This is a genomic window from Bacillus sp. L381, from assembly GCF_030284525.1.
GTDB lineage: Bacteria > Bacillota > Bacilli > Bacillales > Bacillaceae > Bacillus > Bacillus amyloliquefaciens.
In genome coordinates, this window is the sequence record NZ_CP127224.1 from 2,843,935 (window position 1) to 2,866,249 (window position 22,315).

Consider the following 22,315-nt stretch of genomic DNA (forward strand, 5'->3'; position numbering starts at 1 on the left):
CCTCCTTAGTGCTGCGGCGTAACGATCATTTGCGCTACACCGTAGCCTTTTTCCGCATCATACGGGGATTTGATTTTCATAACAGTTCCATAGCCGCCGCTTTCCGCCTTGGTTGCGATGCCTTCGATTGCTGATACGCTATCTCCTACGGCCACTGTTTCGTCAATCCTAACGAAGACTTGGCCGATCAGACCGATGACATGCCATTCGTCACGAGAGTCACGCGGCACATATTCGAGAGCAGGATCATAATCGGGGTTTAATTTTGGCACGCTGATCTCTTCGCCACCATCGATAACCGTTTCGTAAACCATACCGCCAAATTCGTTCCTTTCGTACTGATCGTTCCAATAAAACGCAGCGCCGCCGAGCACTAGGCCGGCCGTTTCCGAAACGACCCCGAGAATCTTATCTCCTTCGCCCGCTTTTCGTATCTTTTCGCCTTCTAGCGCGACAAGAAAACTAGAATCGATTTTCTGGCCGTCAGCAGATTCGAAATACTCCGCGAAGTCTTTGAAATCTGAGACGCTTTCTACCCGACCTGTACCGCGAATATGGCCGCCAGTCGAATCGAGTTCCCATTTCGTATTGCCGACCGAGGCACTTCCGCTACCATAGCCGCCTCTAACGCTGTAGCCGTTATCATTGATAACCGCTTGAGACGCGAGTACGACCCTCGATGAGCCGTCGCCTTTTGTATGAGAACTATTTGACGCGATAACCGCTTGACGCGAAGCATCTGTCGAGGAACCTCCGCTGGAGCCTAGAACGACGTTTCTAGGTCCCTTCGTTATACATCCGCCTGTGGTCGCAATCACTGCGCTTGTTTTGTCTAAGACGTGGCCCGATGTAGAAGCAGCACGGAAGCCGCCTTTCACGTTATTCGGGACGACCGAATGCTTCTGGCCCCCGAGGACTGCCGCACTCTCGTAACCGTATGCCCGAACCATTAAGATATTTGTTTGCGTATTCGGCGAGGTGATGCCGGCCGTACCGCTTGCTACGTGAAGAATTCCGTTATTCAGATTGACGTTGTACACGCCACCACCGATCCCGATACCGTTCTGCGCCGAATCATGAATAACGAAATCGGAGATGAAGACGTCATCTGTCCGCTGATCGCCGCCGGTGACGTTGATATCATAGCCGGCCTTTTTAAAACCGGAAATTTGCAGATTGGTTACGTTTATCTTCCGGCTCTTATATTGAAAGGCAATCATAGACTTTCCTTTGTAGTCATACGTCGGATCGCCGATCGCTGTAAAACCGATTATCTTCACGCGTTGGTATGCCGAAATCACTAAGGCTTTCGGTTCCAGTCCGTCATAAAGCGAATTGTATATCGGCTCTCGCGCTGTGCAGTCGACTAGCGTCACGTCTCTCGCCGTCTCACTCCACGGATCTGTCGCAAGATGGTGTCCGATGTGCCGCAAATCATAAGACCGAACATCACGGAAGGATTCGTGGCCGCGAATATGAACGTTAGAAGGGGCCGGCCATTCCGTATGTGCCTTTACCTCTACGCCGCGGACGTTTCCTTCGGTATAGTTATCGATAAGCCATACGTGCTTAGATCCGTCATCGACCTCGATGCCGTTCGAATTAGACGCCCCCTTTTTGTGGGCTTTTCCGCTTGGATTCGTCATTACGTTATGGGTAATGAAGATGTATTCGCTATAGTGCGTAGTGATTCCATCATCTCCGTAGCCATATCCGACGCAGCGATCGATCCAGACGTATTTACTGCCCGTTGCGGTGTAATCCTTCGCAGTAATATCGTAAGAAGGGGCCGATACGTCGAAACAGTGGAGTCCCGGATTAATGCCTTCAACTTCCCGGACGATGCCAAACTTCACCTGCGCAAAAGTCAAACAACTCGAATGGATGCCGCCGGTCGCACCTACGCCGCCCTGACGCTCCGGGTTCCAGTCGAGCGACATTCCTTGGACTACGATATTACGGTTGCCAGACGCTGGATCTGCGTTTATGATGACCCACTCACTGGCCGGCGTGTCCTCGTGCAGCTTTAGAGTAGTGACGCCCATGCCTTGGCCGATCAAATACGTCCATGACGGAAGCTTGACGCCTTTAACGATGTATGTGCCGGCGGATAAATTAAGCCTAACCTTACCGTTTCCAATTGCTTTCTTAAACGCTTCTGTACTATCGTTAACGCCTGTCGGATCGGCTCCGTAATCGTCAACGTTTACATCACGCTCAATCTTGCGCAAAAGCTTGTTATACTCTTTGTCGAGCCGCTCTTTCAATAAAGGCGCGATGTTTCCTTCCGCGTCCACACGAGCATCCACGACCTCTTTAACGTTTGTACCGTCCGCATTAAGGATCAGATTTCTTATACGGTTATACAGACCGTCGATATATGTGCGCAAAGAAAAACCGCCATGGTCGATTTGATCCGACGTGTGGGCGGTTTTTGCGTTCTTATGTGCGGCCAGTTCCGTATACGATCCTCTAATATCATCCGCAATGTCATCGAGGTTCTGGTTGTGGTCGTTACGAAAAACACGGTCCCACGCCGCCCCGGCCTTTCTGTACGGAAATTTCGGCATTGTATTCCTCCTCGTTATTTATTCTCTAGCGCAGTCAGGCGCTTATTAATCGATTCAAGCTGTTGCGAAAGTGTCGATATATCCACCGTAGCCGTACCGACCTTGATACGCTTCAGTTTTGCGAAGTCGGCTGCGCTCATTAAGCCGTTCGTTGTTTCGGTAGCCAGCGAGACAGAAACTTGACCGTCGGGCCCCAATACGATACTCGCCAGTTTCACGTAGTCCGACGAGCTCATAAGCCCGTCCGTTGTTGCGTTTGCCCGGCCGTACGTAGGAATCGACAGCTTTGTCGGATCGTATCCGTCTTCATAAATCGCGTCTTTTCCGATTGTTATGTTCCCGCTTATAGCGCTGCCTTTTACTTTTCCGGTCGACGTGTCGATAAGTTTGGAGAGCGTGCTCTGCGTACGACCAAGCTTTGCGACAGTTTTACTGATATTCGGCCTCAATTTTCCGAAAGTAAAAACAGACGGTTTATTCGGGTCGGAGTAAGATTCGACACTGACAACGCGAAGCTTGGTACGTAAATCAAATGGCTCCAATACGCACCACACGTAATCACCTTTTCGAATGTCCTGCATTTTCAAAGCTTCGACTTCTACATATGTCAAACTGATAGATATTTCGATCTTGTCGGTCAGTTCCTTCTCTAGCCGCTGCTCAAGTTTCCCCTCGTCCTTCGCCGTGTAAGAATCGTCGAATATTGGATTTGCGTGTTTAATTCCGTAGATTGCAGCCAAAGGGCTTTTGTATTCAGCTTCTACCGCATATTTCCCTGTCTTGTCGTCCTTCTTTCCGAAGCCCTTGATATACGTTTTAATAGAAGAGGTGTCGATTTCCTGTGTCGGATCTTTTACATTTACTCGATCGCGAATAACATAGTCTGTATCTCTCGCTATCTCCTTCGCGAAATATACTTTCTTTCCGATGCACTCATATTCAGCAGAGTATTTTTCCTTTATATCGTTTAACAGTCCGAGTGAGTATCCGTTCCCAAACTCCTCTACCTCAAACGAATCACCAAGCCCTTCTGGTACAACCTCGTAAGAATACCCGGAACCTTTTAATGCGATGTCAAGCATATCTTCGAGGTAAAGTTTTTTCTTTTTTCCCGAAGTCTCGTAAACGTAATTCTCTCCAAGGTCTGAAAACGATCGGTGTAGGGCTGTAATATCGACCTTTAGTCTTTTACCGCCGATAGGTACATACCGAGTCTTTCTGATCACGAATTCCTCGTCTTCATAAAAAAGAGAGCCTTCATTTTGAATTAGCGGGAAGGAGTGTACGTTCCTATCCGTCTGTACAACCGATACGTCTAAAGACCTTCCGTTATCAATTTCGTCTTTCTTCGTCACACTGAAGTCCGTTAAGGCTTCGACTTGATTGGCAAGGCTCTTCACAATCAGATTTGACATAGCCCACCTCCCTACGCGTAATAGTGGAATCGGAAATCAAACGCAATCTCAAAATCCCCACTCGTTCCGCTTAATTCGAATTCATTCCATCCGGGCTCAAGCGTAATGAGTCCGAAATTTGTTTGTCCGAAGATGCTGACGTTTCCCTTTTTCGATATAACACCGGAAATTTGAATCGCTTCCTTCGCGGTGGAAGTGCCGGAAAACGTCCACAAATCGCCTGTTGTTCTATTTTTGATCGATAACTTACTAGACGCGCCTTTATACGTAATTTTTAAAGGCATGTACCTCGGATCTAGCCGCACGGCTCCCGCATTGAAAATACGAAAAGTCTTCGTCTTGTGTTTGTACGTTGGGATATCGTCCGTCAGCCCTTCGCCTATCTGCCATTTGTCCGCATCAAAAGTAAACGCGTCTAGCGTTGTTCCGACAGACTCGCAGTAGGTCGAGGCGCTTTGGAAAGTCAGCGTAAAATCTCCGAAGCTGCCGATTCGGTCAGGCGTGAATGATGCGCTTAACTCGACTCGCCATCGCTTTTTCGGCGTCGCTTCCGAAACTAAAAAGAACTCCTCCTCGCGATGAAGCGCGTGAAAGAGTTCCGCTTGTAATAAATGAAAATCAACGTCATCCGCTCCGAGCAAGAGACATTCGGCAGTCAGCGTTCGGGCTCCGAAGTTTTTTCCTACTCGAACTAGGCCGTCCCTTCCCGGAATCGTTTCGTAATCAATGTCGGGAGTGGGCGAAGCAATCTTGAAACTCCGTACAAGGACCGATAGATCGCGAGCCATATCGATTATGCGTCCGTCCTTGTAAAGTATCCGGAAGTTGCTATCTGTAATAGGGACACCGGATGGAGGCGTTGTATAAACGCTTGAAAAAACGTCAATAGATACCTCTGGCTCTTCAATGACAACCGGAGCCGGGTTGTTTGTTTCAGGCTTAGAAGGAGTGGACGGGTTCGATGGAGACGGGGCGGTGTCATACTTCGTTAGATTATACATTTCAATAATTCTATTAAGCTTTGACGCGTAAGACGGGTCCGTGGCGTATCCGGCATTTACTAAAGCAGCAGTCGCTTTCTTGTAATTCTTCTCACCTACGACCGCCTTGTAATGGTTCGGGTCCCAACTGACGCCATTTACGTAAAGCTTCGCAAGGTCTTGCATCGACTCGTACCACGTAGGATATTTCCGGAACTTAGCGTCTACTTGAACGTTCTTTCCGTTAATTACTTCCCACGTTTTCATGATGACGTATTTTCCGTTATATTCGCCTTTCACTCCGAAAAGGTTCTTCCCGTTTACTGCGAGGCCGCTAGTCCCGTACGCACTTTCGAGGCACCCCTGCGCGATTACAAGGCTGGCGAGAATTTTATAATTCACGAATATCTTCTGCGCATCCGGTGCGATTTTCTTAATGAAGTCCGTATTTCCCATTCGAAATCACCTCCCGCTCCTTAGACTTTCTATATCGAGGCTGTCTTGTTGGATCGCACTAATATGCGGCTCAATTACATGGCCGAGCTCGTATCCATCTACGATTATGGAAGTGCCGCCCTTCGTCTTAATCGCCTGCTCAATCGAACTAAGCGCGCGCAGCATATCCGATGATAAGCCGGAATCTCCTCCGAGACCTGTCGTGTGCCCTGCGTCTATCATTCGCATGAGGTTCGCCTGCTGCGCTTCAGTAAGCACCATTTCGTTACGCAGGGCCCGGATATCTACTTCGTGGCTCATCGGGTTAGCGAATTGAGAAGCGAGGCCGCCGATGTGCAGTTTATTGATCTGTCCGAGGCCGATGATGCCGCCAGTGTGGTAGGCGCCGGCTACTTCCTGCCCTCCGTGACCGTGCGTTTTCTTAAACGTTTTCTTCGATACCTTAATTTCTTCGCCGGATGAATTATACGTAACTGAAACGGTCTTGTTAATATTTTTACCAAGCTCGCTGTTCATCCGTCTTGCTTCTTCGGTGATATCTTGAACGCGCCCCTTAGCTGTCCGGAGGTTAGCGATTTCGTCGTCGATCGCTTTTACGGCATCCTTATATTTCTTCTTCTTTTTGTCCGCCGCATCTGTGTTATTGACAAGGTTCGCTCTCGCAGCCTGTAAACGACCGATTTCTTCGTTAATTACCTTAACACCTTCGCCCTTTTTCGCGTTTAAGCCGACTTGTCGGAGTTCGAGATCGACCATTTTCTGACGAATAGTATCCAACTTAGATAATTCTTCGTTCACCTTATCAAGTTCGGTCTTTTTAGCTGATATTTTCTGTAAGCTGGTGTCTAATTGACCTCTAAGAGTTTTTAATGTCCCTTTTTGAACTTCGAGCACCGTTTGCTGAGACTGAGCTTCCTTCTCATTACCCGCAAGCTTTGCGTCTCTTAATTTCGCTTCTGTGGCCTCAACTATCGCAACCTGATTCGCTACCTCGCTCTCGCTCTTATGTCTCTCTTTTGTCAGATCATTTATTTCTCCTGTAAGCTGCTTCTGCTTATTTAGGTTGTCTTCGAAATTTTTATTTGCAAGGTTTTTCTGCTTTTCCAGATCAAGCCGTAAATCTTCCGCCTTTTCCTCAGTCAGCCGCTTTAACGCCTTAGTATTTTTCGCAAACGCGTTACCTTGATCGGTAATTGCAGCACTTGTTTGCGGTGCCTTCTCTAAGACCTTATCGTTAAGCGAAAGATAGCGATCAAATTCGCTGTTCGTCAGTCCAGACTTCTTGCGTAGCCCCTCCTGTTCGTCCTTCATCCGTTTAATTGAGTCGGAATCCGTCTCCGCCTTAATCCGGTCATTTAAATCGAGATAATACGCAAATTCATCCGCGGTAAGTTTCGTCTTATTCTGAAGCTTCTCAAACTCCGTAGATAAATCGTTCAGCGATTCAATTTCTTTTTGTTTAGCTTCAGCCGATTCTAAACTCACGGTGTTCATCTGATCGTATCCCGCTTTTACCCCGATGAGTGCTCCCGCCAATAAAGAGAGCCCGGCAATCACCCATCCGGTCGGCCCCATCGCAACAAACAAACCACGCACTGCGATTCCGAGTTTCACCATGGACGACGCGACCATCGCCACCGCTGCCGCCGCGCCCGCCATTTCGAGGCCCGTCGTAATGATCCCCGGATTCAGTTCACTAAGGAACTCGACCACCTTCGTACCGGTATCGACAATTTTTCGGAAAGTAGGTAAAAACTCGTTACCGATCGCGATTCCAAGGCCATCGAGCGCAGACGTAAACTGTTCGAATGACCCTTTGAGGTTATCCATCTGCGTTTTCGCTACTTTGTCCGCTGTCCCGCCGGCTTCCTTTAGCGACTTCGAATAATTGCGCAGTCCCTTTTCTCCGACGCCCAAAAGCGTAACGAATCCGGAAGCTGCTTCAACTCCGACGAGCTGTGCCGCCGCTGCCGTTTTCTGTGCTGACGTCATCCCTTCGAACTGTTTCGAAATATGTCCGACGAGCTCCGGTATCGGTTTTAGGTTTCCATGCGCATCCTTTACTTCGATGCCGTACTTTTTCATCGCTTTGGCCGACTGGCCTACCGGATTTGTTAGGTGCAAAAGTGACGCACGAAGCGCCGTACCCGCCATCGATCCCTGAATACCGGCGTCTGACATTTTCGCCACGGCCGTCGCAGTATCTTCGATAGAATATCCGAGAGAGTGCGCGACAGGAGCGACGAACTTCATGGCATCGCCTAATTGCGGCAGATCCGTATTGGCCGTCGTCATCGCTTTTACGAGTACGTCAACGGCGTGTCCGGAATCTTCCGCTTTAATGCCGAAGCCGGTCATGATATTCGAAACGATATCCGCTGAACGTCCGAGTCCTTCGCCGGAAGCTGCGGCCAAGTTAAGAACGGCCGGCAACGATCCGACTTGCGCTTTTACGCTGAAGCCCGCCATCGCAAGGTATTGAAGACCCTCGGCCGCCTCGACTGCGGTGTATTTTGTTTCGGCGCCCATCTTAGCCGCAATGTTCTTCAGATCTTCGAAGTCCTGACCGGTCGCACCGCTGATCGCTTTAACTCGCGACATGGCCTCCTCGAAGTCTGCCGCCTTTTTGACGGAAACACCGATGCCGGCTACGACTGCGCCGCCGACCGCAAGCGAAGCCTTTTGGATGAGGCCCATTTGCTTCGAGAGATTCGCAGATGAACGGCCCATTTGATCCATATCGTTTCGAGCTTGCTGAGATCGACGGGACCAGGCCGCCATGTCTAATACGAGACGCGCCCGGATTTCTCCGACTGTTGTTCCGGCCATCTATTTACCTCCTTTCCGAAAATTCCCCTGTAAAGCCCGTAGTTGTTCGAATTTCTCACGGTCGAATTTCACTTCAGGGCGAAGTCCTGCCACTCGAATCAACGTATTCATGAGCTGTTTATATTCGTCGTCCTCACTAGACCGGCTGTTCGTCGCGAGAAGTACACGAATGTCTTCTATGCGCCTTGCCGCGCCTTGCTTCGTCTTAGCGCGCACAAATTTCGGTATGTCCACCATATAAAACTCGTTTTCTATTGCGTGCTGTGTGACGCCTAGGCTGATAGCCGCTTCGATTAGATAATCATCAATCGTATATGGATCGCCCTCTTCGTCTACTTTTCGAGTTTCGGAAGAAGGCTCTTCACGTTTTTTGCTTGCGAATCAAGACGGTTCTTTTTAACGGTGAGCGTGAGGTATTCGATAATTTCGTCAGTCCCGACTTCCTCTCGGATATACTCAGATTCGACGCCACTTAACAACGCGGTAATCTCGACAATTTCATCTAAACCGATATCGATCGCGTTTACTAAATACGAATAGAAATCTGTTTTAGGCGCGCTGATGACTTGCAAGATAAGGCCCGGAATTTTATCGAGTGCTAAGAAAAGCTGTTTCCACTTAGCCGGAGTAAGCTTAGCGACCTCTACCGGATACTTGCCGAGCTGAACCGCGTCAATTTCCTTTTTCTTTCCGAAGATGTTCATACGATTCTCCTTTCATGTAAATAAAAAGACACCGCCTCCCGACGATGTCTTTCGTTGTTATTCGCTGCTACCACCGGAAGAAGTACCGGCTGTTTCGTCACCCATAATAAAAAGATCGCCGTCTCCCATCGTGTCCGGATAACCGGTAAACGTTAGGTTAGCGATCCTCTCATTATCGGAGTCATACGTATATTCGATGTCAGTTGATGCGCCCGCTAACGGAATCGTGAGCCAGTCATTGGCCGTTGCTTCCGGATCTGTCGGCTTAATTCGTAAAGGCTTCGCGTCCTTCAGCAAGTCATACCCGGCTTTACCGCTGACTACTAGCTTCTTTTTGTCTCCGTCAGACACGTACTTACTGTTCGGGACCGCCTTATGGATCTTTTCTAAATCATAGATCGCAAACGGTACGGTACATTCGCAAGTTCCACCCTTTGTCCGCGAGCCTACGATCGAGTCACCGTACTGATCGACAGTCGTATCTTGTTTAGACATCTGCGCCTTAAAAACGATGCCGCCCTTCGTGATATCGAACGTCACCATATCCTTGCCCTCGCCGTACTCGACGATTGCGGGGCCGATAGGAACTTGAATCGTTTTAATTCCTGCCATCCGTTTTCCTCCTTTATTTTTGCATTAAAAAAGCGCCCGGGCGGGGCGCACTACACAATCGAAATTTAACGAGTATTGAGGACGATCATTGTCGTCGTATCCGATAAATAACGGCACTGAATTGGCCGCGCGAATAACAACGATGGAGCTATTTCCGATAAACACTTCGCGGAGGTTCGTTAGCGCTTCCTGAAGCTGATACGCCTTCTCTTCGCAATCAGCGTCGCCTCGCGCCTTTCCTCGTACGATTATTTGAAACGAAGGCTGACTCTTTCCGGTCCATTGAGACGGAGGAAATCCGCCTGTGAAACGCACATAAATACACTCGTCTGCTGCATTCCGCGGGAATCCGTTCGCGTAATAAACGCCGTCAACCCGCGACTGTATAAACGAGATTAATTCGGTTATCTTCAACGATTATCACAACTCCCTTCTCACCGCGTCTGCTACGTGATTAATGTATTTCTCCGATTCACCTTTCAGCGGACGTTCCAGATACTTGTTTCCGACCGGATAGCCGCTAATGCCGCCGGCACTTGCCGAAACCGGTCCGAGGTTATAATCCGCTTCATGAGTCCATAACGCATAGTTAAAGCCTTTATCGACGGCCCGGAACGATACTTCACCGATCAGACTATCGCGTTTTAACGTAACCTTCTTTTTCATGCCGCGACGGAGCGTGGCTTTGTCGATCGGGGCAATGTTTTGCGCAAGCCTAGCGAGGTCATCCGTGTTATCATGCATCGCTGTCTTTGCCGCCTGTTCTACGGCCGCCCCTCGGTTATCCAGTAACGATAAAAAATCGCCAGCATCCAGCGTGAAACTCATACGACCACCTCGGTCAGAATCGGCTTACCACTGACGTGACGCTTCACGTTTATTTCCTTCGGCTTACGCACAATGGTTTCGCCAAGCTCGTTCGTAAATGCGAGTGTATCTGTATACCTGATGTCGGCTAATTTATCGACCAAAATACGCGCCGTAGCCACTACTTCCTCACTTTTTACAACGCCGGAAGAACGTGAATTCGCAATAGTAGATCCCTCGTCGATTCGGCACCTAATATCGAATGGTTCGACGTCCATGGGGTTTCCCCACACGTCTATATCATCTGAAGCACGAGTAACGGTCACGGTCTGACGCATTGGGATGATCGCCAATTACATCACCGTCGCTTTTACGGTCCGGCCGCTAAGTTTCACGTTGTTCGCTTCTTCGATCAGGTCGATCGTCTTTTTCGGTATGAGAGACTCATCGTCAGCTCGAAGCGTTTCCTTATACGTAAAAGACCCGACACCGGTTATTGAGTAAGACGCGATGCCGTGCTTGTTCAGACGGTTTGTATCGTTATAAGCAGTCGCAAGCACATTCGTAAACTCGTAAACTGCGTCGTCAGGGATGACGTACTTACGAAATTTTCGAGCCAAGACGTCTTCGGCTACGTTTAATACCCGCTGCTTCTTCGCGTCGTCATAGTCGTTCCAGTCCTCGTTATCGATTGTCATTCGGTTAATATATTCGTTCGCAGCTTCTACACTTAAAGCCATGCGCACCGCCTCCTTATTTTCCGGAGGACTTACGTGCAGGCTTTTTCGGTACCTTTGCCTCCGCCTTTTCCGTCCCATCGTCTGACACAACACAGCTAATCCATCGCGGACATAATGCATTCAACTGCTTGATTTCTGCCGGAACATCGGTTTCGTAAACGCCTTTGTGGTCGAAAACGATCGTCTGGTCAGTGCCTACGGAATAAAACGGAGAGGCTTTATAGACGGCCATTATTAAGAGCCGGCTCCTTCTAACGCTTTAAGCCGCGCGATAATGTCGTCATACTGCGCTTTGGTTCCGAACCCGTCCGCTCCTTTTGGTCCGGTGTCGCCTTTCGGTCCTTGGGGTCCGGTGTCCCCTTTATCACCTTTCGGACCGGCCGTGCCTCCGCCTTCCTGTAATTCCTGAATGATATCGCCGAGCTTTAGGTCGTTGGCGACCGGCATAGATTCGTTTAATCTCCGTTTTTGATCATCTGTAATTGCCATTGTTGGCCTCCTCTCAAATTAAAAAGACGGGCCGCGAAGCCCGTCGATGTTAAACAGATACAGATGTTGAGATGTTCTCGATAATAGCGATTTTTTCGTTCGCGTTCTTGACTTTGATCCCGTATTCACCGCGAATCTGACGCGCAACAAAGTCAGCTCCCGGAACTGTGGCATCCTCGTCGTAGACCGAACGCCCACTCAATGGATGAAGAGAAAGAATGTTACGATCAAAGAGAGCGATTTTGTTCTTAGGGAAGTTTGGATCAACGATTACAGTTGCCTCTCCTCCGCCCACCATATCAGAAACAAAGGTGCTCACTCTGTGGCCTGTAGTTGTGTCCGTTCTCTCTGTGCGGATAGTATCTTTCGCCAATTTCGAAATTTGACGCGCTCCCGCAGTATTGGTAAGGATTGTGTTAGCAGATCCGCCTCTTAAATAAACTTGTTCCATTACATCATTAATTGCCTTTGCCCCAACCTCTTCTCCTTTTAAGTTAGCTCTAGTAGCATTCTTCAGGCTAGCGAAGTGCAAAAGACCACCAGTGGTGCGAGGTCTGCCGTCAATTCTGCGGCCGTAGATCAACCAGTCGTTAAATTCACGCGCCATCTCTTTAAGGCGTAGCTGCACTTGGTAATCAAGTTCGTTTGACACGTTATGTGTACGTACTGCTTGTTGAGTGTTAGAAACGGCAGCGTATCTTTCAATGATCTGCGTGAAATTGTAATCTACATAACGATCGTGACCTTCATCGATACCGACACCGGCACCTTCGTTTTGCGGACGGGAAACAATTCGCAGCTCAGTTCCGGCCTTGATCTCCTCTTGAACTGTTCCGTCAAATCCGCGAACAACAGTCAGCACATCGCCAGACACGTTAGTGACTTTCAGGTACTCTTCGCCAAAAACGACAATGGCATCTTTACGGAACTTCTCTCCGTCCTCTTCAGCCACAGTAATTTTTCCGTCTTCCGCTACCGATTTAACAGTCGCGAGGTTTGAGTTAAGTCGGTCAGACATCCACTCGAATTTAGTCTGATAAAGCGCCTCTCCGTTTAAGCCGATCAGACCGAGCAACGTTGGTTCATCCTGAATAATAAGCTCAATCCCCGCATCAAGTTGTCGTACCTGATCTTTAAAATCGTAACTAGTTAACATTTATTTTCCCCCTACTTCTTCAAAAGTGATTTCAATTTGTTTGAAAGCTCAATAACCTTCGAAAAATTCTTTTCTTTCTTTGCTTCGCTTAGCTGCGCTTCTAACGTCTTGATTTCGCCGCCGTCTCCGTCTCCTCCGCCATTAGAGGGTTGGCCGATCGGCTTCAGCGTTTGTTGTTTCGCAACCAAGTACGGTTTATTGTCAACGAGCCCCTTTACAACGTCCTCCATGCCGATTACTTTTCCGTCCTCAACCTTTACCGCGGATAGGTCAGCCAGACGTAAAGCGTCGTCAATGTAGGCGATGCCGTTGCTCGTAGCAACCTTGATAAATTCGTTCGCCACTTTTTCTCGTTCAGCAGCCGCTTTTAAATCTTCGATCTGCTTTACGTAGGCGGCTTCAGCTTCGGCCTTATCGTCAAGCTGTTTCGTAAGCTTTTCCAGCTCGGTCATTTCCGCCTCTTCGCGCTCTTTCTGGGCTTTTTCATAATCGCTGAGTTTCGCCTTCACTTCGTCATAATCAGCGTACTTGTTCTTAACGCGCCCCTTTTCGCGAGCAATTACAGCGTTGAATTCCTCTTGCGTCATAGTCACCGTCTGCGCTTCAGGTTTATTTTCCGGCACCTCAGCCGTAGTCTGATCGGTAACCTCACTTGTTTGCGTTTCTTTAAGTTCTTCGCTCATACTGTCCTCCACCGCTTAAAGCCCGTCGGCTATTGAGTGATGCAGCCGTTTCTTTTAACGTCATAACGTTCGGACAAAATAAAAAAGCGCTACACGGCGCTTGATGGGTTTCTTATTGTAGAAATTACGTGCTTACAACGCGGATGAAATATCTCTCCGGTCGCTTTAAGTTCATCATATGTCGGATAAATGCCGGGAGCATCGTCGGTCAGCTTAATGATTTGTCCTTCGTGGAGACGACATAGATCCTTCGCTCCGTGAGACGAAATTTGCGCATAATAAGCGCCACGATTTACCGCCTCATTCGTATGAGCTTCCCGATAGGTTTCCATCATCTTTGTGCGGACGACCATATCCGCATACACTTCCGGCTTCCATCGATTTCCCCGTGCGTCTATAATGCCGGTACTTACCGAAGCCTGAAGAGACTTGCGTACCAGATCCGTTATGCTGCGCCGTCCGTTCGTCCCTTTGGTCATATTAAGACGCATCGAATCCGACACGGCTTTCCTCACGGCAGCCCGCGTTTTCCTATCGACGTTTTGCGTAATCGCTAATAAATCCGACTGCGTATCCGCTACAGCAGCCGCAACCATGTACTCGTTTACCTCGTTAAAAGAAACGAGCTTTTCCGCGTCAGCTACAGTCTTTGCTACGTCAAGGGCGAATAGTGCCCGCGCAATGCCATCGGCGGCCGCCTTCGGAACATTCTTTTTGACCCATGCGGAAGATTTTTCGTCTAAATCGCTGAGGATCTCGCTAATAGATTTCAAGGTCGCCAACGCGTTAGCTCTTCGAAAATTATCGAGGTCAATTCGGTCAAGCTCTGCTAAGATGTCTCGGATCGCTTCCTGATAATATCCGGCAAGCCGATTCGTCTGATAGTCGTATTGAGGCTCAGGAGAACGAGGCATTAACTATCGTCCTCCTCTTCGATTTCCTCTTTGTCTTCGTCCGACGGGCCCTTTTCCGGCTCTTCCTTGTTAAAAATCGATCCGTCAACGAAGCCGCTCGTCGTTTTTTCATCTTCTTCAATGCGGCGAATGATTTCGTCAGCTTTTTCGTCGTCCACGTCGTCCTGCTGTTTAATGGCTCCGCGAACATCAATCGTAGGCTTGCCGCCTGTACGGATCTGCATAATTTCGGCGAGCTCTTTTTCATTCTTCGGAAGTCCGTCGCTCCAAATAGCCCGTGGATAAACCGCATTCTCAACGTCAAGGACACCGACTGCTTTTTCGAGCAGCATACACGTCCAAAGGGCGTCTCTTACTGCCCGATCATAGTGAGCTCGTATCCGCTTCACCTTCGAAAGAATTGGCATGAAGCGCGCTTTAATCGCCGCGCCGTCTGTATGCGACGTGCCTGTGCCGCCTGAATTGTCTCCGGAAATCGTCGTGCCGAATAACCACTGCGGCGTCTCGGCCATTTGAAAGACGTTACTGAAGAGGACGTCAAGCTCTTTGAATGCTGCGTCAAGCTGCGCCTGCCAAACCATATAGCCCGGAGTCGTATCGTCTTTAGTAACCGGAATGTACTTGCCACCAAACTGAACTGAATCCCCGGTCCCTTCTAAATCAGGGCCATACGCAGTCGGATCGCTGTGCTTCCATAGGATGTAATCGATCTGCACCAGACGATCGTTAATTGCCGCGAGCGTCGTTTCGATCTTCTCCAATCCGCCAATACCGAAATAGCTGTCATCGATTGACTTGTACGGGATGTGAAAGACCGGGATGTGCGGGAGGAACGTTTCTTCGTGATCTTCTTCGCGACCCGTCGAAACCTCTTCGCCTATATTAAAAATGCTGATCGGGGCACCGCCGGAAACATCGACGCCGTTCTGATATAGTCTGTATCGCGTATAGAAGATATGACCCGGTATATGACGCTCTACGTTAAGGAAAGGAATCTCCGTCTGCTCCGTCTCTACCCATTCGACTTGGGCTATATTGAGCGCTTTGATTTGCTTAACGTTTCCTGCCGAAAACTCAGGGAAAACGCAATTCGCATTAACATGCTCAACAATAGACTCCATTTTTGCATCTTCCGGAATCTCTAAGCCCATCGCGAGTAGTTCGGAATAGTCTTGACGATAGCCGAATCTAACCTTAATCCACGCGTCGCCGCGATATCCGTTCGACATGGAGCTCTCATGCAGTAGCTGATTGAGATCGTTTTCTTCTACGTATCGGTTGAGCGCCTTTTGCTCTTTGCTGGTGTCGTCCAGTCCGCTCTCAAAATGAACCGGTTCTCCTACCAACAGATCCGCAGGCTTTGTTACCAAAATATCCGCAAGATTGATAGCGATGTAGAGCTTTTCGAGTTGTTTCGCTTGTGGCGAATCTTTCAAAATGTCCGTAGCCCTTTCGTATACGTCTCGGTGCTTTCCTTCAAAGAGCTTACGCATACGCTTATATTTCGCCAACCTCTTGATTGAATCATCCGGAGGAAATTGCGCGCCTTCCCGAATGATACTGTATGTCTTTTTGACTGTGTATTCATCCGAAGGCTGGTCGTGTTTCTTTAGTAAATTGAAAAACCCCAACGCTATTCCTCCTCTCCGATAATGTCAGCCAATTCTTCGAGTTCCTTCTCGATATCTTCGTTGCTGCGGGCGCCTCCGTCTGTTTCATTGGTCGTTATCTGACGATCGGTCAGTAAGCCGTGGCGACGCATGAACAAGTCGATAGCTTTAACCGAAGGCTGCGGTCCTTTTATTAGCTTTAGAAGCTGGCCGTATACTTCGGAACGGTGTCCGGAAAGCATGTCGTCCGCTAATAGATTCATATATTCGATGAATATCGGATTTTGAAAGCGCCAACGATACAGCGTCATACGACTTACACCAATTTCTTCCGCCAATGCGTCCTGACTTCGTTTGTTCCCGTCTTCGGGCGTGACTTCATTACTCGCAACGACTTGCGCTGCCTTACGTTGCTGAAGCGTTAGTTTTGCTTCCAGCTCTTTCATCCGCGACATTTTATCGCCTCCTTTCTTATAACCATCCCGGCTTCTTCACCAGCCTTGTCTTCGGTCTGAATACGGATTCGAGCGCCTGCTGAAGCGCGTCAAGTGAATCAACGTAATCGCCGAAAGGATACTGCGCCATCTGATCGAGGAGCATCGTGTGCCTATCGTTCAAAATCAACGTTTTGTTGTGCAGCATCGGCTCCATCGACTGAATACGCTCGTCTTTCGAAGACTTATGCGATTTCACATCGTTTACGCGGCACGTGTAAAGACCTTCCTGCCGGACCCGCTCCTGTAGCTGACGATAATATTCATGCTGCGCGTTTATTGTTTCGACATTGAAGGAACGATGCCGGTATTGTTTGATCTTCCGGATAATGACGTCAATATACACGTGGGCCGGTTCCTTCGACGCGTATTCGTCCAGTACGAAAATATAGCCGGTCGGCTCGTGCTTACCGAGCGTAATAACCGAGTTATAGCAGGACCGCGCGTTCTTTCCTTGTGCGATATCCCACGCACCGACGATCAAAAGATCGCTGATCGGTATTTTCAATTCGTTGTATACGACATAGGCCGTTCCGTTCTCGTGGTAGTAGTGATAATAAGCGTAATTCTCCGGGAAAAAGAACTGCTCGTCTTCACTGAAAGCCAAGTTCCGGAACTCCGAGTTGTATGCGCGTGTTCCCATGTTTACTTTTTCGTGCATGAGTTCGCGGTACGTCCACCGCCAAGGCCACGCCAATTCGACGCCATCCTCCAACGCCTCTTTATGCGCTTCGTAAAATTCGTCGGCCTCTTCGATCGTATCCGCTCTCGCATAGACCTCGCAGTATTTGTCCCATAATTCCGGATGTGTCGGCTCGCTTATGATAGCTCCGTGAAAACTCGCCTTGAAGTCTTTACGCTTCAGTACGTGGTTAAGGAGCCCGGTCGCTGAAACCATTGTTCCGACCAACACGATCGCCGTCGCCTTGGAACCGATTGGAACAACAACGGAGTTGAACCAATGAACGAGTTTTTCCCGCGCTTCCTTCGTTCCCTCGTTGTTTGTCGACGATGGGTCGTCAATTATTACGAGATCCGGCCGGACCGCCCCGTGACGTTTACCGCGAAGCTGCTTACCGGAAGATGACGACTCGATAAGAATGTTCGTCGTTGTAATGAACGCCTCTTCGTTATCCTTTTCGTTGCGGCTCGCAGACTCATGCATCATTGGACCGAAGTCTTCCCGCAGCTTCGCGTTAAACTTCATTTGCTTATTAACCCATCCGATGAGTTTTTTCGAAAGCGAGTCCGTCTCAGATATGACGAGAATATATTTGCGCTTTCTATAAGCCGCCTGATGTAACGGCAAAGCATTCGAAAACATACCGGATTTTGAGTGACCCCGGGCTGCCGCGATTGCAAGACGCGCGTTCTTTTTCTCCTCGTTGACGTAATCGCAAAGCTCGAAAAACTCTTCGTGGATCTTCGCAATGTCCTCGATACCATCGTGAGGTGTGCCGTCGTCCGAGTTTCTTACGACATTGTCCTCGTTTTCCGGGTTTAGGCCGTCGCTCAAATACTCGTAAGTGAAGTAGGCGATATCCACTTCGGCACGATGAACGCGCTTCAGCTTAATTAATTCGGCCTTGTTCTTCCGGAACATATCGATATGGTAATCGGTGGCTTTATTCGCTTTGATAAGGGCCGCTAATCGGCGCACACTCTCGATCAATAAGTCAATACGCTCCTGCCGCTCTTCACGATCCAACCATTTTCCGTTAATGTACGCCAAATTATCGCCCTCCTTTCGCTTGACTTTCGTTTTTATTTTCGATAAGATGAATTTAACATATTGAGAACGGAGTGAAATTCGAATGAACGAAGTCCAACCGATTAGAGAAAAACGCCAAATAAACGCAATAAAAAAAGCCCTTCGTGGGCGTGACCTGCTTTTATTTACGATCGGCATTAATTCCGGCCTACGCATTTCAGATATACTGGCGCTCAAAGTCGGCGATGTGCGCGGAAAGGACTTCGTTGCGATTACTGAAGGGAAAACGAAGAAGTCAAAACGTTTCTTCTTCAATGCCGCAATCAAGAAAGCCGTTGCCGACCTGATTCCGACTGAAGCAAACGATGATGACTGGCTTTTCCCTTCTCGGAAAGGTTCGAAGGCCATTACTCGCGTCCGTGCATATGGCATCCTTAACGAAGCTGTTGAACGCGCCGGCCTTTCGGAGAAGCTCGGTACAATCGGCTGCCATTCTTTGCGAAAGACTTTCGGATACCATGCGTATAAGAACGGTACAGATCTTACGTTACTTCAATCGATTTTCAACCATTCGAAGCAGTCGGTCACGTTGAGATATATCGGAATCAATCAGGACCGGATCGACGAAGTATACGCGAATGTTAATCTATAAGACGACGGGCGCCCCAACGTTTGAGCCGCAGCCAACGTAGGTGTGCTCGTCTTTTTTCGTATACGCCGGCTGCAGCTCCGACTTCTTCCTGCCGCTTCCGTATTTCTGCTCCATACCGCAGCAGACACATCGACTTACAATCGCATACTTCGAAATGACGCGAACAATTGGACGGGGCACAGTGGGATTCCGTTTGCTTATTAGTCATGTCTTGGTACGTCCTCGATTGAAACGATCTTTAATAATCGTTTAATTCGCTGGCCCCTCGGAACACTGACACCCGGATCTATAAAAACTACTTTTCCGTTTAAATTCGGCGCGTTTCTTTGGGTTTCTATCGTTAAATAAACGACATCTTTAAACGTAGCCTCTAACGCCCAGATAGACGTGCTTGTTCCCTGCGCTCTTCCAACGTAAATATCACCGCTACCGCCTGAAGAATACGCCCCGTAAATGACCGCATTTGTTAAGCGAAATTCATCCGAATACCAATCGCCAGCTAAACGTTTTATATTCTCGATATAATCATCGTAGCCAGTCGATAGATCTCCCTCGTGTTTCGACTGCCCCTCCCGCAGTTCTGATCGTACTAACGCAATCGCCTCGTCAATTTCCTCGTGGACGTTATGCCCGCAATTTTGTACGGATATAAGCCGATCTAAGTAAGCTAGTCTATCGTTTATCATCGTCATCTTCATCGTCTCCTTTTCGTTTTATTAGACAGAGATTCATCTTGAAACTCTGTTGAACAGGGGCGACAGGGATCGAACCTGCCCACGCGGTTTTGGAGACCGCCTCGCCACCGAGGAACATGCGCCCCTATTTGCCACACCGACTGGGGTCCGCATTGTTAAGAGGCGTGTCGGTGGGTGCACAAGCGTTACCGGAAGGCTCGTAAGCACATTCCGGCTGATCAGTAAAACGCAAGCACAAAAAGACCTCCGCCGTAGGGTGCGGAAGCCTCGTTCTGATTGCGTTAGACTCACGTAGGCTAAGTCGACCGTCGGGTTATAAACCCTTTTGAATGTCGAACGCAAGTCTTTTTAATCGCGACAATATAACACGCTTTCCGGTACGTATTTAACGTCCCCACCGGCGGAGAATTCGACGTCGCTATCGGATATGCGGACGAGGATTTGCACCTCGCATACTGGTTATCCCGGGCCATGTATGCTTCGTATACCAGCAAAGGCAGGAGTCTTTCACTCTCTCGATGCGCCCGCGAATTTGCGTCTACCTATTCCGCCACCGCATTCGTATAAATTTAGCGCATCTAACCGTCACCCTACCGAATACCCTCCGGCTGGATTAAAACGGCTGTGGCGTGCTTATTTCGTGGCAGAATCGTTATGTTATTCTTCATCAGATGCGCCGCAGTCTTCGCAAACGATAAAGCCGCCATACGATCCAATTTCCGAACCCAGTGTCGCGTTCTTTGATCCGCAACGCTTACATATGATTTCGAAATTTTCCAGCGCGATCACCTCCGTTTAGTTGACGCCCCGAGTTCGAAAAATTGTGCGCAAGTTCCGGACAGCAGTCGCGCCGGTATTTTTGGGGGCGTTTGGGGGCCCGGCGTTTCCGCGATTTTTCGTTTGGGTCATCGTATATTAAATACACATTTATGAATAACGAATTTAACAGAAGTAAATTGAGTTACATTCGAATCAACGAACAAACGTTGATATGATAACGTTCGTCATCGTTTACTTATCGCAATTAATCGTATGTTCTTTATGCATTCGAGAAGCCGCGCCACGCCTGCGCCCTGCCGTATGCCATGTGCCGTATGCTATGTATAGGATCGTGCATATTGCGTCGGTCATTCGGTTTGACCCCGTGAGTTTTGGAAGGGCTTATCCTCCGACGGTGGCTCGTTGCTGTTCGCCTCATCACGCATCGCAACCGGACGCCTCTCCGACGCCTTCCTTCCTATATAACTATACGTATGCCTATACGGTGTTACATATAGCGCCTGTGTGCCGGCTGTATCCCGTCTGCCTATCGCTAGGTTATACGGTATGTTACGTCCTTCTATTACGTATAGACAACTAAGGCAGTAAATTATAGGGTATTATCGTTGCCGTGCCGTTATTTATTTCGTTAGGTTAACGTTATATTAGCGGATGTCTTCCGCTTGTACTTAAACATAGCGCTAGTTCCGGTCACTCCGTTCCCTACATACGCGCAGATATTAATAGATATATTGATTGCGTTAACACCGGACGAAGGCGTAGCCGTAGTTCCGGAGGCTTGTGATTCACAAGACTAAGAAGTGATTGACGGACTAAAACGGCTGTATCCCTTGCGGCTCTAAGCGCGAAGCCACTTTTCGGGTGTACGAATAAAGTCGTGTTTTTGCCCGATTTGTACGAATAAAGTCGTGTTCATTATCATTTAGGTTATCGTAATTGAGAATCGCATGGTAAACGAACCCACAAAAAAAAGACGCCAACTATTCGTCAGCGCCTCAACGTCAGTATTTTCCCCGTCAGAAACAATCCGACGACTGCCTTCCGTTTTAGCATCGCCAAGTATATCCGCCTTGCCCAACTCTCCTCGTGCTCCAACGCTATCCCAACCGCCTTCCCTACACTCGGATGTTCGACTATGCGTTCGATCAGCGCCAGCTTTTCGCGCACGGTTTTACTGCATCCCGGCTTGAACTCGTTTTGAATGCAGCCGTTGACCGCGATATAACATTTCCGCCTCGCCAGATCTACCGCAACCTTCTCGCTATACAAACCCCACCGTTTCGCGTACCGTTCAAGCGTATCGCTATCGATGTACGAATCGAACAGTTCCGGGTTGTATTCGCGCATCAAACTAGCGTTATTGATCTGCCGGTAATGGTATAACGGCTTATCGATATAGTACGCCGTCCGACAATACGTAAACGCGTCCATATTGAACATCCAATCTTCACCGAGGTACTTGCCGTCAGGAAACGTGATGTTATGCGTATCGAGCATGCTTTTGCGGATTACCTTGCCGACGCCGCCGTACGCCCCGTTGTATAAGAAATCCGTTAATATAGTCGCCTTAATTTCGTCCCATCTGATCGGCTCATTCGTTTTCACGCTATAACTTTTCGTAAAGCTTTTCGTCGTGTCTTCGTAATCCCATCGCATGTCCGTAAACACAATATCAGCGTTATTTTCTCGGGCTGCTTCGTACATAATTGCGTAAGCTTCTGGTTCGATCCAGTCGTCTGAGTCGATAAAGGCTACGAATTCGCCTTTCGCCTGCTTCAACGCGGTATTACGTGCTGTGCCCGGCCCCTGATTCGCCTGATAGATCGGTTTGACTCGTTCATCTATCGTGGAGTAGAACCGCAAAAGATTGCGTGTCGCGTCGGTAGAACCGTCGTCTACGACCAAAACCTCGATATTTTTAAGCGTCTGTCCTAACACGCTGTCTAAGCAGGCGCAAAGATACCTTTCGCCATTGTATACCGGTATAATAACGCTTATTTTCGGATTCATTTATAACC

The 22,315-nt window shown here is 48.7% G+C and carries 22 protein-coding genes and 1 tRNA gene; 2 read left to right on the forward strand and 21 right to left on the reverse strand.

Annotation, left to right across the window (positions count from 1 at the left end):
- Positions 1–5: 5 nt before the first annotated feature.
- From QRX25_RS14595 to terL, 18 genes are all read right to left on the reverse strand, one after another.
- The gene (locus QRX25_RS14595; protein ID WP_212098847.1) at positions 6–2,570 is read right to left on the reverse strand and encodes a peptidase G2 autoproteolytic cleavage domain-containing protein; all 2,565 of its coding nucleotides are present in this window, start codon (positions 2,568–2,570) and stop codon (positions 6–8) included.
- Positions 2,571–2,584: 14 nt separating this feature from the next.
- On the reverse strand, positions 2,585–3,985 hold the full coding sequence (locus tag QRX25_RS14600) for a phage tail protein (protein ID WP_212098850.1): 1,401 nt from the start codon (positions 3,983–3,985) through the stop codon (positions 2,585–2,587).
- 11 nt (positions 3,986–3,996) lie between these two features.
- Positions 3,997–5,421: a glucosaminidase domain-containing protein gene (locus QRX25_RS14605; RefSeq protein WP_212098853.1), complete on the reverse strand. Its 1,425-nt coding sequence runs from the start codon at positions 5,419–5,421 to the stop codon at positions 3,997–3,999.
- Between the two features lie 6 nt (positions 5,422–5,427).
- Positions 5,428–8,250, reverse strand: a complete 2,823-nt coding sequence (locus tag QRX25_RS14610) for a phage tail tape measure protein (RefSeq protein WP_212098856.1) — start codon at positions 8,248–8,250, stop codon at positions 5,428–5,430.
- Positions 8,251–8,582: 332 nt separating this feature from the next.
- Positions 8,583–8,954 (reverse strand): hypothetical protein, encoded by a 372-nt coding sequence (locus QRX25_RS14615; RefSeq protein ID WP_212098859.1) that lies wholly within the window; start codon positions 8,952–8,954, stop codon positions 8,583–8,585.
- A 57-nt stretch (positions 8,955–9,011) separates the two neighbouring features.
- Positions 9,012–9,566 (reverse strand): hypothetical protein, encoded by a 555-nt coding sequence (locus QRX25_RS14620; RefSeq protein ID WP_212098862.1) that lies wholly within the window; start codon positions 9,564–9,566, stop codon positions 9,012–9,014.
- A gap of 24 nt (positions 9,567–9,590) precedes the next feature.
- On the reverse strand, positions 9,591–9,980 hold the full coding sequence (locus QRX25_RS14625; RefSeq protein WP_212098865.1) for a minor capsid protein: 390 nt from the start codon (positions 9,978–9,980) through the stop codon (positions 9,591–9,593).
- A gap of 6 nt (positions 9,981–9,986) precedes the next feature.
- Positions 9,987–10,310: a hypothetical protein gene (locus QRX25_RS14630; RefSeq protein WP_249199253.1), complete on the reverse strand. Its 324-nt coding sequence runs from the start codon at positions 10,308–10,310 to the stop codon at positions 9,987–9,989.
- Between the two features lie 80 nt (positions 10,311–10,390).
- Positions 10,391–10,537, reverse strand: coding sequence for a hypothetical protein (locus tag QRX25_RS14635; RefSeq protein WP_262388202.1), 147 nt, complete (start codon positions 10,535–10,537; stop codon positions 10,391–10,393).
- Between the two features lie 189 nt (positions 10,538–10,726).
- Positions 10,727–11,113 (reverse strand): hypothetical protein, encoded by a 387-nt coding sequence (locus tag QRX25_RS14640; RefSeq protein ID WP_212098874.1) that lies wholly within the window; start codon positions 11,111–11,113, stop codon positions 10,727–10,729.
- Positions 11,114–11,126: 13 nt separating this feature from the next.
- Positions 11,127–11,345 carry a hypothetical protein gene (locus tag QRX25_RS14645; RefSeq protein ID WP_212098877.1) on the reverse strand — a complete coding sequence of 73 codons (219 nt, stop codon included), beginning with the start codon at positions 11,343–11,345 and terminating at the stop codon, positions 11,127–11,129.
- A 2-nt stretch (positions 11,346–11,347) separates the two neighbouring features.
- Positions 11,348–11,602, reverse strand: a complete 255-nt coding sequence (locus tag QRX25_RS14650; protein WP_013351565.1) for a hypothetical protein — start codon at positions 11,600–11,602, stop codon at positions 11,348–11,350.
- Positions 11,603–11,651: 49 nt separating this feature from the next.
- On the reverse strand, positions 11,652–12,758 hold the full coding sequence (locus tag QRX25_RS14655) for an SU10 major capsid protein (protein ID WP_212098880.1): 1,107 nt from the start codon (positions 12,756–12,758) through the stop codon (positions 11,652–11,654).
- A gap of 11 nt (positions 12,759–12,769) precedes the next feature.
- Positions 12,770–13,441: a phage scaffolding protein gene (locus QRX25_RS14660; RefSeq protein WP_212098883.1), complete on the reverse strand. Its 672-nt coding sequence runs from the start codon at positions 13,439–13,441 to the stop codon at positions 12,770–12,772.
- Between the two features lie 89 nt (positions 13,442–13,530).
- The gene (locus QRX25_RS14665) at positions 13,531–14,355 is read right to left on the reverse strand and encodes a phage minor capsid protein (RefSeq protein ID WP_212098886.1); all 825 of its coding nucleotides are present in this window, start codon (positions 14,353–14,355) and stop codon (positions 13,531–13,533) included.
- Complete coding sequence (locus QRX25_RS14670) at positions 14,355–15,986, reverse strand: phage portal protein (RefSeq protein ID WP_212098889.1); 1,632 nt, start codon at positions 15,984–15,986, stop codon at positions 14,355–14,357. Before QRX25_RS14670 ends, QRX25_RS14665 begins: the two co-directional genes overlap by 1 nt.
- A 2-nt stretch (positions 15,987–15,988) precedes the next feature.
- The gene (locus QRX25_RS14675) at positions 15,989–16,420 is read right to left on the reverse strand and encodes a phBC6A51 family helix-turn-helix protein (RefSeq protein ID WP_212098891.1); all 432 of its coding nucleotides are present in this window, start codon (positions 16,418–16,420) and stop codon (positions 15,989–15,991) included.
- Between the two features lie 16 nt (positions 16,421–16,436).
- Positions 16,437–18,191 (reverse strand): phage terminase large subunit, encoded by a 1,755-nt coding sequence (gene terL / locus QRX25_RS14680; RefSeq protein ID WP_212098894.1) that lies wholly within the window; start codon positions 18,189–18,191, stop codon positions 16,437–16,439.
- Between the two features lie 82 nt (positions 18,192–18,273).
- Between terL and QRX25_RS14685 the strand changes: the two genes are divergently transcribed.
- Positions 18,274–18,822, forward strand: a complete 549-nt coding sequence (locus tag QRX25_RS14685; protein WP_129091903.1) for a site-specific integrase — start codon at positions 18,274–18,276, stop codon at positions 18,820–18,822.
- A gap of 200 nt (positions 18,823–19,022) precedes the next feature.
- Here the strand turns inward: QRX25_RS14685 and QRX25_RS14690 are convergent, their stop codons facing one another.
- Both QRX25_RS14690 and QRX25_RS14695 read right to left on the reverse strand, forming a co-directional pair.
- On the reverse strand, positions 19,023–19,508 hold the full coding sequence (locus tag QRX25_RS14690; RefSeq protein ID WP_212098897.1) for a hypothetical protein: 486 nt from the start codon (positions 19,506–19,508) through the stop codon (positions 19,023–19,025).
- Positions 19,509–19,571: 63 nt separating this feature from the next.
- Positions 19,572–19,643: transfer RNA gene (locus QRX25_RS14695), tRNA-Trp, on the reverse strand.
- A 1,316-nt stretch (positions 19,644–20,959) separates the two neighbouring features.
- On the opposite strand from QRX25_RS14695, the gene QRX25_RS14700 reads away from it, so the two are divergent.
- Positions 20,960–21,094, forward strand: a complete 135-nt coding sequence (locus QRX25_RS14700) for a hypothetical protein (RefSeq protein WP_258415708.1) — start codon at positions 20,960–20,962, stop codon at positions 21,092–21,094.
- 190 nt (positions 21,095–21,284) lie between these two features.
- Here QRX25_RS14700 and QRX25_RS14705 read toward each other — a convergent pair whose 3' ends face one another.
- A complete protein-coding gene (locus QRX25_RS14705) occupies positions 21,285–22,307 on the reverse strand; it encodes a glycosyltransferase family 2 protein (protein ID WP_212098900.1) in 1,023 nt (340 codons plus the stop codon).
- Positions 22,308–22,315: the final 8 nt, after the last annotated feature.

What these genes read in the sequence shown, in the direction of transcription:
- QRX25_RS14595 (WP_212098847.1), bottom strand. Translation starts at nt 2,570, where the DNA reads ATGCCGAAATTTCCGTACAGAAAGGCCGGGGCGGCGTGGGACCGTGTT.
- QRX25_RS14600 (WP_212098850.1), bottom strand. Translation starts at nt 3,985, where the DNA reads ATGTCAAATCTGATTGTGAAGAGCCTTGCCAATCAAGTCGAAGCCTTA.
- QRX25_RS14605 (WP_212098853.1), bottom strand. Translation starts at nt 5,421, where the DNA reads ATGGGAAATACGGACTTCATTAAGAAAATCGCACCGGATGCGCAGAAG.
- QRX25_RS14610 (WP_212098856.1), bottom strand. Translation starts at nt 8,250, where the DNA reads ATGGCCGGAACAACAGTCGGAGAAATCCGGGCGCGTCTCGTATTAGAC.
- QRX25_RS14615 (WP_212098859.1), bottom strand. Translation starts at nt 8,954, where the DNA reads ATGAACATCTTCGGAAAGAAAAAGGAAATTGACGCGGTTCAGCTCGGC.
- QRX25_RS14620 (WP_212098862.1), bottom strand. Translation starts at nt 9,566, where the DNA reads ATGGCAGGAATTAAAACGATTCAAGTTCCTATCGGCCCCGCAATCGTC.
- QRX25_RS14630 (WP_249199253.1), bottom strand. Translation starts at nt 10,310, where the DNA reads ATGCATGATAACACGGATGACCTCGCTAGGCTTGCGCAAAACATTGCC.
- QRX25_RS14640 (WP_212098874.1), bottom strand. Translation starts at nt 11,113, where the DNA reads ATGGCTTTAAGTGTAGAAGCTGCGAACGAATATATTAACCGAATGACA.
- QRX25_RS14645 (WP_212098877.1), bottom strand. Translation starts at nt 11,345, where the DNA reads ATGGCCGTCTATAAAGCCTCTCCGTTTTATTCCGTAGGCACTGACCAG.
- QRX25_RS14650 (WP_013351565.1), bottom strand. Translation starts at nt 11,602, where the DNA reads ATGGCAATTACAGATGATCAAAAACGGAGATTAAACGAATCTATGCCG.
- QRX25_RS14655 (WP_212098880.1), bottom strand. Translation starts at nt 12,758, where the DNA reads ATGTTAACTAGTTACGATTTTAAAGATCAGGTACGACAACTTGATGCG.
- QRX25_RS14660 (WP_212098883.1), bottom strand. Translation starts at nt 13,441, where the DNA reads ATGAGCGAAGAACTTAAAGAAACGCAAACAAGTGAGGTTACCGATCAG.
- QRX25_RS14665 (WP_212098886.1), bottom strand. Translation starts at nt 14,355, where the DNA reads ATGCCTCGTTCTCCTGAGCCTCAATACGACTATCAGACGAATCGGCTT.
- QRX25_RS14675 (WP_212098891.1), bottom strand. Translation starts at nt 16,420, where the DNA reads ATGTCGCGGATGAAAGAGCTGGAAGCAAAACTAACGCTTCAGCAACGT.
- QRX25_RS14685 (WP_129091903.1), top strand. Translation starts at nt 18,274, where the DNA reads ATGAACGAAGTCCAACCGATTAGAGAAAAACGCCAAATAAACGCAATA.
- QRX25_RS14690 (WP_212098897.1), bottom strand. Translation starts at nt 19,508, where the DNA reads ATGATAAACGATAGACTAGCTTACTTAGATCGGCTTATATCCGTACAA.
- QRX25_RS14705 (WP_212098900.1), bottom strand. Translation starts at nt 22,307, where the DNA reads ATGAATCCGAAAATAAGCGTTATTATACCGGTATACAATGGCGAAAGG.